15 protein-coding genes are annotated in these 17,788 nt (G+C 60.1%); 10 read left to right on the forward strand and 5 right to left on the reverse strand.

Annotated features, from left to right (window positions below):
* Positions 1–39 precede the first annotated feature (39 nt).
* The 7 genes from G8764_RS07105 to panB all read left to right on the forward strand — a co-directional run bounded on the left by G8764_RS07105 (position 40) and on the right by panB (position 8,951).
* Complete coding sequence (locus G8764_RS07105) at positions 40–216, forward strand: hypothetical protein (protein WP_166163571.1); 177 nt, start codon at positions 40–42, stop codon at positions 214–216.
* A complete protein-coding gene (locus G8764_RS07110) occupies positions 206–3,196 on the forward strand; it encodes an ATP-binding protein (protein WP_166163573.1) in 2,991 nt (996 codons plus the stop codon). Before G8764_RS07105 ends, G8764_RS07110 begins: the two co-directional genes overlap by 11 nt.
* Before the next feature lie 22 nt (positions 3,197–3,218).
* Positions 3,219–4,634 (forward strand): sigma-54-dependent transcriptional regulator, encoded by a 1,416-nt coding sequence (locus G8764_RS07115; protein ID WP_166163574.1) that lies wholly within the window; start codon positions 3,219–3,221, stop codon positions 4,632–4,634.
* Positions 4,635–5,579: 945 nt separating this feature from the next.
* Positions 5,580–6,923 carry a polynucleotide adenylyltransferase PcnB gene (pcnB, locus tag G8764_RS07120; RefSeq protein WP_166163576.1) on the forward strand — a complete coding sequence of 448 codons (1,344 nt, stop codon included), beginning with the start codon at positions 5,580–5,582 and terminating at the stop codon, positions 6,921–6,923.
* Between the two features lie 10 nt (positions 6,924–6,933).
* Positions 6,934–7,443: a 2-amino-4-hydroxy-6-hydroxymethyldihydropteridine diphosphokinase gene (gene folK, locus G8764_RS07125; protein ID WP_166163577.1), complete on the forward strand. Its 510-nt coding sequence runs from the start codon at positions 6,934–6,936 to the stop codon at positions 7,441–7,443.
* On the forward strand, positions 7,436–8,116 hold the full coding sequence (locus tag G8764_RS07130; RefSeq protein WP_166163579.1) for a deoxynucleoside kinase: 681 nt from the start codon (positions 7,436–7,438) through the stop codon (positions 8,114–8,116). Before folK ends, G8764_RS07130 begins: the two co-directional genes overlap by 8 nt.
* Positions 8,117–8,123: 7 nt before the next feature.
* Positions 8,124–8,951, forward strand: a complete 828-nt coding sequence (gene panB / locus G8764_RS07135) for a 3-methyl-2-oxobutanoate hydroxymethyltransferase (RefSeq protein ID WP_166163581.1) — start codon at positions 8,124–8,126, stop codon at positions 8,949–8,951.
* Positions 8,952–9,006: 55 nt separating this feature from the next.
* Here the strand turns inward: panB and G8764_RS07140 are convergent, their stop codons facing one another.
* The 5 genes from G8764_RS07140 to G8764_RS07160 form a co-directional block, all read right to left on the reverse strand.
* Positions 9,007–11,151, reverse strand: a complete 2,145-nt coding sequence (locus G8764_RS07140; protein ID WP_166163583.1) for an ATP-binding protein — start codon at positions 11,149–11,151, stop codon at positions 9,007–9,009.
* A gap of 27 nt (positions 11,152–11,178) precedes the next feature.
* Positions 11,179–11,880, reverse strand: coding sequence for a proteobacterial dedicated sortase system response regulator (gene pdsR, locus G8764_RS07145; protein ID WP_166163585.1), 702 nt, complete (start codon positions 11,878–11,880; stop codon positions 11,179–11,181).
* Between the two features lie 29 nt (positions 11,881–11,909).
* Positions 11,910–12,752: an alpha/beta fold hydrolase gene (locus G8764_RS07150; protein WP_166163586.1), complete on the reverse strand. Its 843-nt coding sequence runs from the start codon at positions 12,750–12,752 to the stop codon at positions 11,910–11,912.
* A 65-nt stretch (positions 12,753–12,817) separates the two neighbouring features.
* Positions 12,818–13,465: an MBL fold metallo-hydrolase gene (locus G8764_RS07155; RefSeq protein ID WP_166163588.1), complete on the reverse strand. Its 648-nt coding sequence runs from the start codon at positions 13,463–13,465 to the stop codon at positions 12,818–12,820.
* A 197-nt stretch (positions 13,466–13,662) separates the two neighbouring features.
* Positions 13,663–13,845 (reverse strand): hypothetical protein, encoded by a 183-nt coding sequence (locus tag G8764_RS07160; RefSeq protein WP_166163590.1) that lies wholly within the window; start codon positions 13,843–13,845, stop codon positions 13,663–13,665.
* Between the two features lie 155 nt (positions 13,846–14,000).
* Between G8764_RS07160 and G8764_RS07165 the strand changes: the two genes are divergently transcribed.
* From G8764_RS07165 to G8764_RS07175, 3 genes are all read left to right on the forward strand, one after another.
* A complete protein-coding gene (locus G8764_RS07165) occupies positions 14,001–14,360 on the forward strand; it encodes a hypothetical protein (protein WP_166163591.1) in 360 nt (119 codons plus the stop codon).
* 266 nt (positions 14,361–14,626) lie between these two features.
* Positions 14,627–16,318, forward strand: coding sequence for a wax ester/triacylglycerol synthase family O-acyltransferase (locus G8764_RS07170; protein WP_166163593.1), 1,692 nt, complete (start codon positions 14,627–14,629; stop codon positions 16,316–16,318).
* Positions 16,315–17,763 carry an HAD-IB family hydrolase gene (locus G8764_RS07175; protein ID WP_166163595.1) on the forward strand — a complete coding sequence of 483 codons (1,449 nt, stop codon included), beginning with the start codon at positions 16,315–16,317 and terminating at the stop codon, positions 17,761–17,763. The genes G8764_RS07170 and G8764_RS07175 overlap by 4 nt, the downstream gene beginning before the upstream one ends.
* The last annotated feature ends 25 nt before the right edge of the window (positions 17,764–17,788 follow it).

The raw sequence follows: 17,788 nt of genomic DNA on the forward strand, positions 1-17,788 counted from the left end.
TACCATCGGCAAGGTCTACCACTACCCGCCTCTTGCCCGATGCATAATCAACGCCTGTTACTGCTGCTCCTGCTGGTCACCTACATCTACCTGCCGACTCTGCTGGGCTGGATGACCAACCCCGAGGGCGGCTGGTATCGACCTTTCATCATCTGGGTAATGCTGATTGCCGCCGCTTTTATTGTGCAGAAGAGAAATCGCTCTAATGGCATTTAGTCTGGCGCAGATCTCCCTCCTTTTCGTTCTCTATCTATCACTGCTCTACGGGATTGCCTACAGCGCCGACAAAGGCCTGATCCCGGCCAGCATCACCCACAGCCCGCTGGTGATGGTGCTGTCGCTGGGAATTTTCGCCAGTGCCTGGACCTACTACGGGGTCGTCGATCTCGCCTTCCAGTTCGGCTACGGCGCCCTGGCCTACTACCTGGGCGCCGGCGCACTGTTCCTGTTTGCGCCGCTGCTGCTCACCCCCATGGCCATCCTCGCCTGCCGCTTCCAGATCAACAACATCGCCGACCTGATGGTGTTTCGCTATCACAGCCTCAAAGCCGGTCGCCTGGTAACCGCCTGCATGGCACTGATCTTTTTGCCATTGATGGTGCTGCAGTTACAGGCCGTGGCCGACACCATGCAAATCCTCACTCAAAACAGCGCCGCCGACACCTCCCGAGCACTGGCCGGGCTCAGCTACCGGGAAACCCTGGCCCTGCTGTTCTGTTTTATCCTCGCCGGATTTACCCTTGCCTTCGGCGGCAGGCGGGAAACCTCCAACGGCCTGGTGGTGGCCATGGCGTTTGAAAGCCTGTTCAAAATCGGGGCCCTGTTCACCATTGGCGGCCTCGCCCTGTACGGGGTATTCGGCGGCTTCAACGGGCTGGATCAATGGCTGCTGGAACACCCGGAAAACCTCGAACTGCTGCACAACCCGATCAAGGACAACTCCGCCAACGCCTTGCTGCTGGTATTTCTCGGCTGCGGCATCGCCATGCCCCACATCTTTAACGTCAGCCGCTCCGAGGCCCAGGTGCGGCAAATCAGCGGCACCATCAGCTGGGTTTTCCCGCTGTTGCTGCTGCTTCTGGCGCTGCCCATATTCCCCATACTCTGGGCCGGCTTTGCCATTGACGTGCCCCTGCCAGCCCAATATTTTACCCTCGGCGTACCGATGCAGCTGCGCTCCGAAAGCCTGACCCTGCTGGCTTTTCTCGGCGGCCTGTCGGCGGCCTCAGTCGCCATGATTGCCCTGTGCCTGGCACTGGCCTCCATGATCCTCAACCACTGGCTTATCCCGATCACCGGCTTTGGACGCCGCGCCCTGCACCGACAGCTGTTTTGGCTGCGCGGCGCCATTGTGTTGCTGATGTTTACCAGCGGCTTCCTGTTTTACAAAGTACTCAACAATAATTTTAGCCTCACCGACCTGGCACTCCTCGCCTTTATCGAGTCGCTGCAGCTGTTACCGGGGGTTCTGGCGGTCAATTACTGGCCCAAGGCCAATAGCCGGGGTTTCCTGGCCGGCCTCGGGCTCGGTACCGGCCTGTGGCTGGTGGGCCTGGTGCTCCCCGCCATTACGGATACGCAAGCCCTGTATATCCCGGGGCTGGACACGAGCGTGCCGCTCGGTATCGACTACTGGAGCGAAATCACCACCGTTAGCATCACCCTCAACACGCTGGTGTTTGCCCTGATCTCGCTGTTCACCCGCAGCACAGCCGGCGAACGCTACAGCGCCGAACTCAGCGCCGAAGAGGAGCTCAGCCACCCGTTGCGAATGATCCTGCAGGTCCACAGCGCTGAGGATTTTGCCGAGCGCCTCAGCGAAAGCCTGGGGCCGAGCATGGCCAACCAGGAAGTCCGCCGCGCCCTCAAGGAGCTGCAGATCAGCGAGAACGAACGGCGGCCCTACACCTTGCGCCGGTTGCGCAACAAGCTCGAGGCCAACCTGTCCGGCCTTATTGGCACCGCCGTTGCCAAGGAGGTACTCGACAAGCAGCTGCCCTACCATTTGCCGGAAGAGACCAATGGCACCACCACCGACATCAATTTGATTGAGAACCGGCTGCGGCAATATCGCAGCCATTTGACCGGGTTGGCCGCCGAGCTCAACAACCTGCGTCTCTACCACCGCAACACCCTCGAAGAGCTGCCCCTGGCGGCTTGCTCGCTGGGGCAGAATAACGAAATCCTGATGTGGAACTTCGCCATGGAAAAGCTCACCGGGGTCGCCGCCGAAACCGTGGTGGGCTCTTACCTGAGCAGCCTCTACGGCCCCTGGATTCGCCTGCTGGCCGACTTTTCCGACAGCCCTCACCACCACTTGCACAAGGAGCAAATTGAAATCGATGGGCGCCTGCACTGGATCAGCCTGCACAAAGCCAGTATTCACGGCCCTGCGGCGGACATTGCCGACGGTCAAATCATCCTGCTGGAGGACATGACCGAAATCCAGCTGCTGGAGCGGGAACTCATGCACACCGAGCGGCTGGCTTCCGTCGGTCGCCTGGCGGCCGGCGTCGCCCATGAAATCGGCAACCCCATCACCGGTATTGCCTGCCTGGCACAGAACCTGCGCTACGAAACCGATGACCCGGAGGCGACCCTGGAAACCGCCGACCAGATTCTCAGCCAGACCGATCGGGTCAGCCGCATCGTGCACTCACTGGTGAGCTTTTCCCACTCCGGGCAGTCTTCCCGGATCGAGTACCTGCCGGTGCAGCTGCGCGACTGCGCCAACGAAGCGCTGCAACTGCTGGCGCTGCAAAAAGATGAGAAACAAGTGAATATTCGCAACCTCATCGATGCCGGCGTGGCCCTCAAGGCGGACCCGCAAAAATTGATCCAGGTCTTTATCAATTTGCTGTCAAACGCCCGCGATGCCAGCCCCGGAGGCAGCGAAATCCGGATAACCGCCGCCTGCGAGGGAGGCCAGGTAACCTTTAACGTGATCGACGAAGGTAGCGGCATTCCAACGGAGGACCAGGAACGGGTACTGGAACCGTTCTACACCACCAAGGACCCGGGCCAGGGCACCGGACTGGGGCTGGCTCTGGTGTACAGCATTGTGGAGGAGCACAAAGGTCAAATCGAAGTGATCAGCCCGCCGCCAGAACAGTCTCGCGGCACACAAATATCCATTAAATTGCCATTAAACCTTGAAACTGAAGTGGACACAGGTAACACTAGCAGTGTGATTTAGTAACAAACAAATCAAAGGAATTATGAGCCATATACTCGTTGTTGAAGACGAAGCTATTATCCGCACCGCCCTGCGCAAACTGCTAGAACGCAATAAGTACAGTGTCAATGAGGCCAGCTCGGTCAAGGAAGCGACCAGCCGCCACGATCTCAGTCGCTACGATCTGATCATTAGCGACCTGCGCCTGCCCGGGGCGCCCGGCACCGACCTGATCAAGCTCGCCGGGGAGACTCCGGTGCTGATCATGACCAGTTACGCCAGCCTGCGTTCGGCTGTGGATTCCATGCGCATGGGCGCGGTGGACTACATCGCCAAACCCTTTGATCACGACGAGATGATTACCGCGGTCAAGCGCATCATCGGTAAATCCAGTAAAATCCAGGCGCAAGCCAAGCCCTCCAGCCAGTACAGTGGCTTGCAGATTCCCGGCATGATCGGCTCCAGCGCCACCATGAAAAACCTCTACAGCCGCATTCACAAAGTGGCACCCACGGCGGCCACCGTGCTCGTGAACGGGGAGACAGGAACCGGCAAGGAATTGGTCGCCAAGGCCATCCACAACGCCAGCCCCCGCCACCACAAACCCATGATTTCAGTCAACTGCGCCGCCATTCCGGAGACCCTGATCGAATCCGAACTGTTTGGCCATGAGAAGGGCGCCTTTACCGGCGCCGCCAGCAAAAGTGAAGGCCTGGTCGCCGCTGCCGACGGCGGCACGCTGTTCCTGGATGAGATTGGCGAGCTGCCACTGGAAGCCCAGGCCCGTCTGCTGCGAGTGCTGCAGGAGGGCGAGGTGCGACCCATCGGCTCAGTGGAGTCGAAGAAGGTGGATGTGCGGCTGATTGCGGCGACCCACCGCAACCTGGTGCAACTGTGCCGGGAGGGACGCTTTCGCGAAGACCTCTATTACCGCATCAATGTGGTCCAGCTGACCCTGCCCCCGCTGCGCGACCGGGGCAAGGACATTATCGCCCTGGCGGAAAGCCTGCTGGAGCGTTTTTGCAGGGAGATGGGCAAACGCACCCTGCGCCTGACCCCGGAAGCCATTCAATCGATTACCACCTATACCTGGCCGGGCAACGTCCGCGAACTGGAAAATGCCATCCAGCGCGCCGTCATACTCTGTGACGACGAAAAGGAAATTGGCCACAAATTACTGTCCATCGATCTCGACCTGGTCGAGATCAATCGCGACCGGGAGGAGATCATCGAGGCCGTGCAGCGCCACCAGAGTGCAAACCGCGCCACCCATATCCACAAATCTCCCGAACCCAAGGAAGACCTGTCGCTGGAGGATTACTTCCAGCGCTTCGTGCTGGAACACCAGGACACCATGAGCGAAACCGAACTGGCCCACAAACTTGGGGTCAGTCGCAAGTGCCTGTGGGAGCGACGCCAGAAGCTGGGAATACCACGCAAGAAAACCGCCAGCAAGTAAAGCGGCCCCCTTCTTTTCCCTCTGCACACAGCCGTCGCCTGCTGGCGACGACCAACCTCCGCGACGACTCTATACCTGGCACTTCTATACCTGGCACTTCTATACCTGGCACTTGTGCCTGGTACCTGAGCCTGATAGTTGTACCTGCCGGGTACAGGCTACAGCCAATAAAGGCAATAAGCGCCAGGCACACTGCCACCGGTGGCCGTACGCCACCCAACATCATAAGGTTGGTAGTGTTACTGTTGGGGGAACAAGGGAAACAGTTACCGGGGATGTGTTACCCATTTGGGTAGCAGTAACAGAATATCCGATAATATGTAACTGCTGGTAATAGCGAATCCAAATAACAAAAACGCTCAAACGGCGTAACTAGTTGATAAACATAGACTTATCAATTCTGGCACGGGTCATGCTTTATATCTGGGACAATAACAACACAGACGAATAAAAATAACCCCTAAACAATAAAAATAACGACAAACAATAAAAACAGAATTTAACTAACTTATAAGAACAACAAACAATAAAAAAAGTTCAACAAACTAATAATAACGACAAACAATAAAAAGAAAGGCATTAATACTAATAACAACAACAAAGAATAATTAAATAGAAAAGCATTAATAAGTTATAGAAGTAGCTGACCAATAATGGAGCAAGCCGGCAAAGATGCTGGCAGTCGCAAGCAGGGAAGCGACAATTTTTGCGGCAACCCAATTACCCAAAAATAAAAAGAATTTTTTCGCGGGAAAGCTTTTGCTTTCCCGCTTTCATTTTTGCCCCCTGAAAACCACCCTTACCCGAGCCTCCGGTCCGTGGTAGACTCCCCCCTTCTGTACACCCGGTCAGCCAACTGTTCTCAACGCCGGCGAAAACCGTTTAATTCACCACCCTGCCAACGACGACTGCATCGCGAGGCAATCAACCCAGTAGTACTCAAACATGTTAAAGCGGCTGCTCAGCTTCTTACCCAAAGGTTCACCAAGCATCAAACACCAAATCATTCCCCGTGATAAGCACACTATTTCAAGGCGCAATATCAGTAATGCCGCCCTGAAAGTGATGTCGCGGCTCGCCGAAGCCGGCCACGAAGCCTACCTGGTTGGCGGCGGCGTGCGGGATCTGCTGCTGGGTGACCACCCAAAAGACTTCGACGTCGCCACCGATGCCAAGCCAGAACAAATCAAAAGCCTGTTCCGCAATTCACGCATTATCGGCCGACGCTTTAAAATCGTACACGTGCGCTTTGGCCGGGAGATTATCGAAGTCACCACCTTTCGCGACAACCACGACCAGCAAGCTGACAACAGCAACCACTCGGCCCGCTCCGACGAAGGTATGTTGCTGCGCGATAACGTCTACGGCGACATTCGCTCCGACGCCCTGCGCCGCGACTTTACCGTCAACGCCCTCTACTACACCCTGGACCAGTTCAGCGTCCACGATTTCACCGGTGGCGTACAGGACATTGGCAAGCGCAAGATCCGCATGATCGGCAAGCCGGAAACCCGCTACCAGGAAGACCCGGTACGCATGCTGCGCGCGGTGCGCTTTGCCGCCAAACTGGATTTCCAGATCGACCCCGCCACTGCCAAACCGATATTCCAGCTGGGCTCACTGCTGCAGAACATCCCGCCGGCGCGCCTGTTCGAAGAGCTGCTGAAACTGTTTATGGGTGGCTACGCCGCCGCCGTTTTCCCCAAGCTGGTGGAGTACCAGTTGCTCCAGTACCTGCTGCCAGCCACCCAGCAGGCCCTGACCGAAGAACAGCCGCTGGCCGAAGCATTGATCAACCAGGCGCTGGCCAATACCGACGCCCGCATCGCCAGCGAACAGCGGGTGACGCCGGCCTTTATCCTCGCTGCATTACTCTGGGCACCGCTGGGCAAAGAAGAGAAAAAACTGCAGCAACAGGGACTCAAGCCCCTGCAGGCCCACCAGCAGGCGGCCCAGAATGTCATCAGCCAGCAGCTGCAAACCACCTCTATTCCCAAACGTTTCACCCAATTTATGCGCGAGATTTGGCTGCTGCAGGACCGCCTGGCACGACGCCAGGGCAGCCGCGCCGAAAAGGTCTTCGAGCATCCGCGCTTCCGCGCCGCCTACGACTTTTTGCTGATGCGCGAGCAGGCCGGGGAAAACCTGCAGGGTCTCGGCGCCTGGTGGAGCCACTACCAGGAGGCCGGTGCCGACGAGCGCCTGCAAATGGCCAGCCGGCTGGACAAGGGCAAGCCGAAGCGGCGACGCACCCGCAAGCGCCCGCCGACCCAAACCCAGCAGGGGTAGCCCGGACACCATGAGTACCACCCCGGCTTATATTGCCCTGGGTAGCAATCTCGACAACCCCTGGGCGCAAGTAAACCAGGCGCTGGCGGCGCTGGCGGCCATTCCCCACAGCCGCCTGCTGGCGCAATCATGCTGGTACCGCAGCGAGGCCATGGGCCCTGTCGAGCAGCCCGATTTTATCAACGGGGTGGCACTGCTGGAGACCGGCCTGCAGCCACACGCACTGCTGGACCAACTGCAGGCCATTGAAGCCAGCCAGAAGCGCGTGCGCGACGTGCACTGGGGCCCCCGCACCCTCGACCTGGATCTGCTGCTGTATGGCGACCAGGTGATCAGCAGCGAGCGCCTGCAGGTACCTCACCCGGGCCTGGGTCAACGCAATTTCGTGCTTTATCCCCTGGCCGACATCAGCCCGCAATTAACACTTCCCTCCGGAGAGTCTCTTGCGTCATTATTGCGCCAATGCGGCGCTAGCGGCCTCACTCGAATCAACCACAGCTCAGGAGTGGAGCGTGAATAACGGTTTCAACCTGGTCCTCGACACTGACGATGTCAACGCCCCCGGCTTTATTGCGGTGGAGGGTCCCATCGGGGTGGGCAAGACCACCCTGGCCAGGCACCTGGCCACCACCTTCAAATACAATTTACTGGAAGAAAAAGCCGAACAAAACCCGTTCCTCGAGCGCTTCTACAGCAATCCAAAAGCCGCCGCCCTGCCCACCCAGCTGTTCTTCCTGTTCCAGCGCGCCCAGCAAATCCAGGACCTGAACCAGGCCGACATGTTCCAGAGCCGCCGTGTGGCCGATTTTCTGTTCGACAAGGACCGCCTGTTTGCAGAAGTCACCCTGGATGAAGATGAGCTCAATATCTACCAGCAGGTCTACAATCAACTGGCCATCGACGCACCGCAGCCGGACCTGGTGATCTACCTGCAGGCCCCCAACCAGGTTCTGGAAGAGCGCCTGCGACTGCGCGGCAACGCCGCCGAACGCAGCATCAGCAGCGACTATCTGGCCACCCTCAACGATGCCTATATGCGCTTTTTCCACTACTACGACCAGGCCCCCCTGTTGATTGTCAACGCCGCTGAACTCGACCTGGCCAACAACCCCGAACACTACCACCAACTGGTAGATTACCTGCTGACCATCAAGCGCGGCAGGCACTACTACAACCCCAACCCGACCCTGTGATCGCCCTATGCCCTATGCAACCGTCCAGGCCGACAGCGGCCTCAGCAAACCAGTCACCATTCTAACCCTGCGCAAAATGAAGGCTGAAAAAGTCAAGTTTGTCAGCGTCGCGCTCTACGATGCACCGCTGGCCGCCATGGCGCAAAAATGCGGCGTCGAAGTGTTGCTGGTGGGGGACAGCCTCGGCATGACCGTGCTGGGCTACGACAGCACCATACCGGTCACCATGGAGCAGATGATCTACCACGTCGAGGCAGTCCGGCGCGGCAACAGCAAGTCGCTGATCATGGGCGACTTGCCGTTTATGAGCTACGCCACTACCGAGCAGGCCATGGTCAATGCCACCCGCATCATGCGCGCCGGCGCCCACATGGTCAAAATGGAGGGCGGCGCCTGGCTCGCCGACAGCGTCAGGATGCTCAGTGAACGCGGGATACCTGTGTGCGCGCACCTGGGCCTCACCCCGCAATCGGTGAACAAGTTTGGCGGTTTTCGAGTCCAGGGCCGGGAGGCCGAGCAGGCCGAGCAGATTCTCGCCGACGCCAAAATTCTCGACCAGGCCGGCGCCGATCTGCTGGTGCTGGAGTGCGTACCCACGGAGTTGGCCGAGCGCATCACCGCCGCTGTCAGCATGCCCACCATCGGCATCGGTGCCGGCCAGGGAACCGATGCCCAGGTGCTGGTCATCAACGACATTCTCGGCCTGACCGAGAAGCCACCAAAATTCTCCAAGAACTTTTTGGTCGAAGCGGGAGACATCCCCGGCGCCTTGCACAAATACGCCAACGACGTCAAAACCGGTGTATTCCCGGGCCCCGAGCACACCTTCGGCTAACGGCTGCCAGGCCAGGCCGCAAGGCCAACCAATTGCCGCCGGCGGCAGCGGCTCCTTAGCCGGCGGCGCTAAACACCACCTCGAAGCTAACACCGCTGGCGTCGCTGCGGTCCCGGGCCACTACCGCAGCGCCGTGAAACTCGGCGATCAAGCGCACAATATGCAGGCCGAGCCCCAGGTGTACACCGTCACTGGCCTCGCCGCCCTCGCGCACCGACACCAGCGAATCAAACAGCTGCCCTTCCATGCGCAGCGGCAGGGGTGGGCCATCGTTGCTGACGCTGAGAATCAAACCCCGGTTCGAATCCCGTAACTGCAGACAAATCTCACCGCCGGCAGGGCAGAAATCAGCGGCATTTTCCAGCAACTTGTCCAGCAACTGCACCAGCAGGTCCGGCACCCCGTAGACCTGGGCAGCATCCGCAGCGGCGTCTATCACCACCCGCAGCTGATGCCGGGGGTACAACTGCTGGTAGGCAGCACCCGCCTCGCGCACCAGCGCCGCCAGGGAAAAGTATTCTTTTTCCGCCTGCCGCAGGCTCTCCTCGACCCGGCTGGCGGAACTCATCGCCGCCAGGATTGCGGCCATCCGCTCGGCGCCAGCGCCGGCCCGATCGACAAAAGTGCGGGCAGACGCCGGCAGCTCTTCATGCTCCAGGTTTTCCAGTGACGAGCGCATTACCGCCAGTGGCGTGCGCAGCTCATGGGACAGCTTGCCGGCCAGGCTGCGCAAGTAATCGTTGTAATCGTCCAGCCGCAGCAGCAAGTCGCCGCAACTGCGACTCAAATCGCCGATTTCATCCGCCGCCCGGGAGCGCGGAAAATTCGGCTTGATCCAGCCGCGCCGATCGAGGGCATTGCGAACCGCTTTGCTGAGGCGACGGATGCGCAGCGACAACCAGCTGCTGTAACCCAGCAGGCTCAATGTAATCAGCCCCACCGCCAGGAAATTGTAAAGCAGCAACTGCCTGAAGGCGGACAGTGCCAGCAGATCGAGATGGCTGCTACCCTGGTCCGCCACCAGTACCGCCACCGGGCGCGCCTCGCCGGCGCTCACGATCGGTACAGCCAGCCGACTCTCCCGCTGCCGGCGCCACTGATACCAGCGCACCGTGGGCTGCCCTTGCAAGGCCGCGACAACCTCCGGCGCCTGCAGTAACCCCACCGACTCGGGCCGGTCCAACTCCGGCAAGTACTTGTCCGCCAGCAACAGCCGATAAAGCCGCTGCAGTGGCCAGTGGCGATTGCCGGAATCGCGCCCCGCTTCACCGATAGACCCACTGGCTGCCAACAGCCACTGATTGGCGCTCACCAGGCGCAGGCGTACGTCCGCACGCGCAAATGCCTGCAAGGCAGCCGCAAGTGGCTCGGCCGGGACAATCAGTGGTGGCGCCGGCGCCGCGCTGTCGATATTGCCGAGCCAGCGCCCGCTCCGGTCGGCCAGCCCGGTCCGGTCGACAGCGGCGACCCCCAGCTGCTCGATCTTGTCCAGCGGCCCGATGTTATCCCCGCGCCCGGGGCTTTCCACGTGCCCGGCGCTATCCAGGTGCCCGGCGTTACCCAACAAATCACGGGCCATTTGCAATTCTACCTGGTAGCCACCCACCCGCTCCTGCCAATAGCCGCGAATTCGGGATTCAGACCGCTCTCGACCCTGCTTATCCCGGTAAAAAGCCAGCACCTCCCCCGGCGCGCCACTGCGAATGACATAATCCTGTGCGCTGTCACCAGCGCCGACGCGCAACAGCAGGAAGTCACCGGCGGCCAGCAGTTGGCTGGCCGGGCTGTGGTGCACCGGCGTGGTGTCGTCCACTTCGGCAAATATAAACAGGTGCTCACCCTGCAGCGCCAGCCGCAAGGCCAGCACCGCACCGCCGCCGTCCGCCTGGTCGCTGAAGGTGCGCGCCTGAATCGGCAGCGCCCGCCAGTCGTCCGCGTAACCGTCCACCACCGGTGCCACCACCAGGCGGTGAACGTATAGTTGCTGCGCCGACGACTGCTGCCAGCGCTCACCGGCCAGGTTAGCAACCAGGGCCGGGTCAGCGGACAGGCTCGCCGCCGCGGCCTGGGCAGTAGCTCGCAATGCCGCAACCTGGCTGAGGCGCAGGGTCTGGTCCGCTTCGCGTACAAACTGGCAGCCAGCCCAGGGCAGACTGATAACGACCAGGCTGAGCAGGGCCAGCTGATGACGCAGCTTCACCGGCGCGCAGGCCGCTGACCGGCGAAGCTACTCATGGCTAACCCAGCGATAGCCCATGCCATAAGCGGTCTCGATGGCAGCAAACTCGCCATCGACGCGGCTGAATTTCTTTCTGATACGCTTGATATGGGAGGTGATGGTGTTGTCATCCAGGACGACATTGGCAGCATCCATAAGCTGCTGTCGATTCTTGACGTGACCGGGATGCTGCGCCAGCGCGTGCACCACCCACAATTCGGTCACCGTCAAATCCACCGGCTGCTGCCGCCACTGCACGGTCATCCGGTCCATGTTGAGCAACAGCGGCCCGCGCCGCAGTATGTCCTCCTCGGGCTGCACGCCGACGCTGCGCAGGGCCGCCACGCGCCGAAACAGGGCCACTATTCGCGCCAGCAGCTGCTGTTGGCTGATGTCTTTGGTGAGGTAATCATCGGCCCCCAGCCGCAAGCCGGATACCACATCCAGCTCGCTGTCCCGGGCAGTGAGGAAAATAATCGGCAGCTGCGGTGCCATGGCGCGCAAGTCCCGGCACAGGTCGAAGCCCCCTTCGATCTCCTCCCCCAACCCTACATCGATGATTGCCAGGTCCGGCAGCGAGTGCCGAAATGCGGCCAGCGCCTGGGGCCGGTTGTCGTAGAGGCAGACCTGGTAGCCCTGGCGCAACAGCGCAGCGCGGTAGTTTTCGGCAATGGCCGGCTCATCTTCCACAATCGCAATAAGCTTAGCCATGCCGTTCCGCACCGTTATTCGCGCCGGGGTCAACCATGTGCCAGCCTGGCTTCAAGCCAAATGACCAGATCACCCAGCACCTCGTCTTTTTCCGGTTCATTAAAGATTTCATGGTACAGATCCGGATAGACGATCAGCTCTTTATCAGCGGACGCCAGCTGGGCAAAGAAGCGGCGCGACCCCTCCGGGCTGACCATGCTATCGGCCTCACCGTGCATAATCAGCATGGGCAATGTGATGCTGCCAGCGTGTTGCAGGGGCGCCTGCATGGCAGCGAACAACTCCACCGCCAGGCGCGCGGACACCTTGCCGTTGTAGACCAGCGGGTCATCAAAATAGGCTTTCACCACCGCCTCATCGCGGCTGACTGCACTGCCGTCCAGTGCCAACACCCCCGCTCGCGGGGTCAGTTGCGCCAGGGTTTTCAACAGTGCCTGCTGCCACTTGCCGGGCACATCGCTTACCTGCAGGGCCGGGCCGGAAAGCACACAGCCGGCCAGCTTATGCTGGTGCTGCAACAGGTAATTGGCACTGATCAGCCCACCCATGCTGTGTCCAACCAGGTACACAGGCAGCGACTGGAAGCTGGCGAGCAAATGCTGGCGGAATATTTCCAGGGTGTCGGTATAGTGACTGAAGGCCGGGACATAGCAACGATCACCGGCAGAGCGCCCATGGCCGTAATGGTCCAGCGCAGCCACCGCAATGCCTCGCGCGGTGAACAGTTCAGCCAGGTGGGCATAGCGGCCGCCGTGTTCCGCCAGGCCGTGGGCGACCAGCAACAGTGCCCGCGGGCCGCCCTCTGGCTCCCACAGCTGGTAATATATGTCGCTGCCAGTACTGCCAAGCAGAACACCATCGCTTTGCTTCACTCGTCGCTCCCTATCGATATTGAATCCCTGCTCCCGCAGCAGCGCCGCCTTGTTGTTCGGACCGTTTACTGCTTGAGCTTCATATCTGCCACAAACGGATTGTGGCGACGCTCGTGACCAAAAGTCGAGAAGGGGCCGTGACCGGGGATAAACTGTACCTCGTCACCCAGCGGCCAGAGCTGGTTTCGAATGGAGTCGATCAGGGTCTGGTAGTCGCCGCGGGGAAAGTCCGTGCGCCCGATCGAACCCTGGAACAGCACGTCCCCGACCATCGCCACCTTGCTGGGCCGATGAAAGAAAATCACATGCCCGGGCGTGTGACCGGGGCAGTGGCGCACCTCCAGTGTCTGCTTACCTACCTGTACGGAGTCGCCCTGCTGCAACCAGCGGTCCGGCACAAACGCCTCGGACGGAGGGAAAGACATCATCTGCGCCTGCTGGGGTAACTGCTGGATCCAGAAGTCATCGTCCTTGTGGGGCCCTTCAATCGGCAAGTTTTTACGCCGCGCCAACTCGGCCACACCGCCCACATGGTCGAGATGGCCGTGGGTCACCAGGATTTTTTCCAGCTCCACCCCCTGTTTGCGGACTTCCTCTTCGATCCGCGCCAGGTCTCCGCCCGGATCGACCACCGCCCCTTTGCGCGTCTCCTCACACCACAGCAGAGTGCTGTTTTGCTGGTAAGGGGTCACCGGAATTACCACAAACTTCATACCTGTTCCTCTGATTCTGCAGCGACTGTTACTGCTGTTACCGATCTTGCCACGGGCTCATGCACCCATGGGCGCGAATTATCACGCCGGACGGCGCGCGGCACAACTCCGGCCAGGTCGATCGCTGCCGCCCTCACCGGTACAATTCCTTTCCTGTACAAATCTTTGCCTGTACATATCCATGCCTGTCCGGGCCCTCACTTGCCAAGCCAGTGCCGCAGCAACTGCAGTATCAGCAGCACCATCACCAACGGCAGTATCCAGCGCCCCAGTCGCGGCGCGGACTCGGCCGATGTTTTACTGGCAAAACGCTCCAGCAGTGGAACCACCACCAGCAGCGCCACAAACAGGATCAAAAGGATAACCATCAAATTGTTCATGGGCGGGCTTCTCACTCACAGCTAAACCTAATTGCGCCGGTTCACCGGCCCGGTAAAGGTGGTACACTGGCGCAACGGGTTGGTTGTATTATTGACCCAAAGTTGATTCGTACTAATGTCGACCCATACTAAACAATTATTGCAAGGAATATGCTATGAGAACATTACTTATCGCCTCTTCCATCATTTTGCTTGGCGCTTTATCCACTGGCTGCAGTAAGGATGACAGCAGCACCAAAAAGATGGAGGAGGGGCAACCCGGGATGATGAAAAAAGCGGAAAGCGGCGCAAAAGACATGATGGACTCGGCGGGCAATATGGCGGACAAAGCCGTGGATTCGGCCAAGGATATGGCGGCTGATGTAAAGGAAAATACCGCTGAAATGGCGGACTCTGCCAAAGAGAAATACCAGGACGTCAAGGCCGCCACCAAGGACAAGATGGATGATGCGGCTGACGCCATGGAAGAAACAGCTGAAGACGCCAAGAGCAAGCTGAAAGACTGGACCAACTAGGACTGCAGGCTGCGCAGGGACGAGCAGGCAGCAGCATCACCCTGGCCTGGCCCAAGGCAGCAGGATCACCCTGGTTCAGGGCGATCACTGTCGCAGGCCAGCCCTTCCCAGCTCATGCCACCGACAGACTGCGGGGGCTGCGGTCTCGGCACAGACCAATCAGTAGCGGTCTGCTGCCGTTGCGGCCTGGCCCCCGTGCCGATCAAACCCTTATGTGACCAGCTCGCTGGCAGTTGCTCCTGCACACCTCACCGGAACCACCGACCATGAATGACCCCCACCTGCAGTTCAACGACGAACTGGACGCCTTCGACCACATTATGCTGCGCGGCGAGCGCAACCCAAAGACCCGCAGCTCCATGCTGGCGGTGTTCCTGCTGGACAAAGTCCCGGACTTTGACGAATTAACCGAAACCTTTGAACGTGCCAGTCGCTCGTTCGTGCGCTTGCGCCAGAGTGTTGCCCTGCCCTCACTGCCGGTCACCCCACCGCGCTGGCTGGTAGACCCGGACTTTGACTTGCACTTTCATCTGCGTCGAGCGGCCCTGCCAGCACCCGCCAGGCAACAGCAGCTGCTGGACTACTGCAACCAATTCCTGGCTGACCCGCTGGATCTGGAGCGCCCGCTGTGGGAAGCGGTGCTGCTGGAAAACGTCAAAATTGCGGGCTGCAAGGCGGCGCTGGCCCTGAAAATCCACCACGCCGTAACCGACGGCATCGGTGGCCTGAAGCTGTTGGAGCAGCTGCTCGACTTCGCCCCGGACGCGCCCAAACGCCCCATGCCTCACCAACCAATACCCGAAGAGCTGAGCGGCGACGAGCTGTTGAAAAGTGGCCTGCTGCGCCAGGTGGGCAAATTTATCCCCAATGTCCGCAGCACGTTACACAAAGGTCTCGCGGCCGGCAGCAACTGGATACAGAACCCGCAAACGCTGGTGCGAACCCTGCGCGAACAGGCTGAATCTGCCCGACGCGTGCTGGGCCCACTGCCTGTGCCACCCTCACCACTGCTGCAGAAGCGCAGCACCAACCGCCATTTGAGCGCGCTGGAGTTCCCGCTGGCGGAACTGCGCCGCGCCGCCAAAAGTGTCGGCGCCACTGTCAACGACGCTTACCTGGCTGCCATTGCCGCCGGCCTGCGCGAATACCATGAGACCCGCAATATCACCCTGCGCGAGTTGACCGTGTCCATGCCCGTCAACCAGCGCAGGCGCAACGACGTCGACGCCGGCAATCGCTTTGCCGCCGCCCGCATCGTCCTGCCGGTGGCTGAACTGGACCCGGCCAAGCGCCTCGCCCGCATCCATGCCGCCGCGAAAAATGCCGTCACCGAACCGGCGCTCAACCTGCTGCACCACCTGCTGCCGGTCATGGCAAAGCTGCCAGAGCCGGCCCTGGAGAGCATAGCGGCCAATCTGCTGGTACCGGAAATTCAGGCCAGTAATATACCCGGCCCACCCATACCCACCTACCTGAACGGCTGCAAGGTGGTTAAAATATACCCGTTTGGCCCGGTACCAGGCGTCGCCAGCATGATCACCATGATCTCTGCCAACGGCACCTGTTTTGTCGGCATCAACAGCGATACTGCCGCTTTTACCGACCCGGAGCTATTCCTGCAGTGCCTGCAGCGGGGCTTTGACGAGGTGATTGCGCTCGCCCCGCCCGCCGCGACCAAACCTGACAGCGGAAAGAAAAGAACCCCACGCAAAAGGACAGCGAGCAAGAAAGCCCCGGTGAAAAAGGCCAGCGCCGGGCAAGCTGTGACCGAAAAGGCCGCTGCTGAGACCGAAAAAACTGTTAATAAGACCGCAAAGACTGTTGCTGAGCCCGAAAAGACTGCGGCAGCAACCAAAAAGGCGGCGGCTGTAACCAGCAAGGCTGCTGCGCCCCGGGCCGCCAAATCCCGTAGCAACGGTGCCGGCCGCTCTAGTGATCAAACGGAGACCAGGCAATGAGTCAGCCCACACCGCTAAACGCGGCACTTACCGAGATCAAAAGCGGCCCCCAGGGCCCCCAGGTGGGTGTGTTTTTCGATCTCGATGGTACGGTTATCGCCGGTTTTTCCGTCAGCCATTTAGCCAAAGACCGGATCAAAAACAAGGAGCTGGGATTGACCGAATTGGGGCAAACCCTGGCGGTAGCCCTGAGCGCATCGGTGGGCAATTCCGAATTCGAGGACCTGCTGGAAATTGGCGCCCGCACCTGGCAGGGCCGCAGCGATCAAGAGTTGCACGCCATGGGGGAACGCCTGTTCCAAAGCAAAATCGTCAACATCATCTACCCGGAGATGCAAAAGATTGTGCGCGCGCACCAACAGGCCGGCCACACGGTGGTGCTGAGTTCCTCCGCCACCGCCTATCAGGTGGAGCCGGTAGCGCGCTTTCTCGGTATCGACAAAATCATTTGCAACCGCTTTAGTGTCAGCAACGGCATCCTCACCGGGGCGGTGGAAAAGCCGGTGATCTGGGGTAAGACCAAGGCCCTGGCCGCCCAGGAATTTACCCGGCAGGCCGGCATCGATTTACAGCAATGTTACTTCTACGCCGACGGCGACGAGGACACCGCGCTTATGTACCTGGTGGGTAAGCCCCGGCCCACCAACCCGCGTAAAAAGCTGGCCCGGATAGCGGCGGCCAGAGGCTGGCCCATCCAGCGCTTTAGCAGTCGCCAGCTCAACAACTCACTGACCACAGCGGCGGGTGTCGCCAGCATCCTGCCCATTGGCCTGCTCGGCGCCGGTTTGGGACTTCTCAAACGCAACAAGCGCGCCGGCCTGAACTTCGCTGCCCCCCTGTGGATGGAAGCCCTGCTGCGCATCAACGGGGTCAAGCTGAATGTGATTGGCAGGGACAATCTCTGGAAAAGCCGGCCGGCGGTGTTTATTTTCAACCACCGCAACAATTTCGACGGTTTGATGATGGCGCGGCTGGTGGCCACGGACTTCAGCATCGTCGGCAAAAAGGAACTGCAACAGAACTGGCTAACGGGCACCATTGGCCGGCTGGCGGATGTGGTCTTTATCGATCGCTCCGACGCCAAAGGGTCCGTCGCCGCACTGCAGGCGCTGGAAGAACTGGGGCGCAAAGGCCTGTCCGTATCCATTTCGCCGGAGGGCACCCGCCACGACACCGAAACCGTCGGCCCCTTCAAGAAGGGCGCCTTTCGCATCGCCATGTCCGCCGGCATGCCCATCGTGCCGGTGGTGATTCGCAATGCCGAAATGGTGGCGGCACGGGACAGTAAGGTGTTGAGCCCTGGCATTGTCGACGTGGCCATCCTGCCACCCATCGACACCAGAGACTGGACCCTGAACCGCCTCTATGAACACATCGCCGATGTGCGCCAGCTCTACATCGACACCCTGCAAAACTGGCCGACGGAGGAGCAACTGGCCAGCTAACGCGGTCACCATTGGGGAGAAAAAA

Origin of the sequence: Pseudomaricurvus alcaniphilus (assembly GCF_011440395.1) — a bacterium.
Lineage (GTDB): Bacteria > Pseudomonadota > Gammaproteobacteria > Pseudomonadales > Cellvibrionaceae > Pseudomaricurvus > Pseudomaricurvus alcaniphilus.

Excerpts from the sequence above, each read along its gene's own strand:
- G8764_RS07105 (WP_166163571.1), top strand. The coding sequence starts at position 40 with ATGCATAATCAACGCCTGTTACTGCTGCTCCTGCTGGTCACCTACATC.
- G8764_RS07110 (WP_166163573.1), top strand. The coding sequence starts at position 206 with ATGGCATTTAGTCTGGCGCAGATCTCCCTCCTTTTCGTTCTCTATCTA.
- G8764_RS07115 (WP_166163574.1), top strand. The coding sequence starts at position 3,219 with ATGAGCCATATACTCGTTGTTGAAGACGAAGCTATTATCCGCACCGCC.
- pcnB (WP_166163576.1), top strand. The coding sequence starts at position 5,580 with ATGTTAAAGCGGCTGCTCAGCTTCTTACCCAAAGGTTCACCAAGCATC.
- folK (WP_166163577.1), top strand. The coding sequence starts at position 6,934 with ATGAGTACCACCCCGGCTTATATTGCCCTGGGTAGCAATCTCGACAAC.
- panB (WP_166163581.1), top strand. The coding sequence starts at position 8,124 with ATGCCCTATGCAACCGTCCAGGCCGACAGCGGCCTCAGCAAACCAGTC.
- pdsR (WP_166163585.1), bottom strand. The coding sequence starts at position 11,880 with ATGGCTAAGCTTATTGCGATTGTGGAAGATGAGCCGGCCATTGCCGAA.
- G8764_RS07155 (WP_166163588.1), bottom strand. The coding sequence starts at position 13,465 with ATGAAGTTTGTGGTAATTCCGGTGACCCCTTACCAGCAAAACAGCACT.
- G8764_RS07160 (WP_166163590.1), bottom strand. The coding sequence starts at position 13,845 with ATGAACAATTTGATGGTTATCCTTTTGATCCTGTTTGTGGCGCTGCTG.
- G8764_RS07165 (WP_166163591.1), top strand. The coding sequence starts at position 14,001 with ATGAGAACATTACTTATCGCCTCTTCCATCATTTTGCTTGGCGCTTTA.
- G8764_RS07170 (WP_166163593.1), top strand. The coding sequence starts at position 14,627 with ATGAATGACCCCCACCTGCAGTTCAACGACGAACTGGACGCCTTCGAC.
- G8764_RS07175 (WP_166163595.1), top strand. The coding sequence starts at position 16,315 with ATGAGTCAGCCCACACCGCTAAACGCGGCACTTACCGAGATCAAAAGC.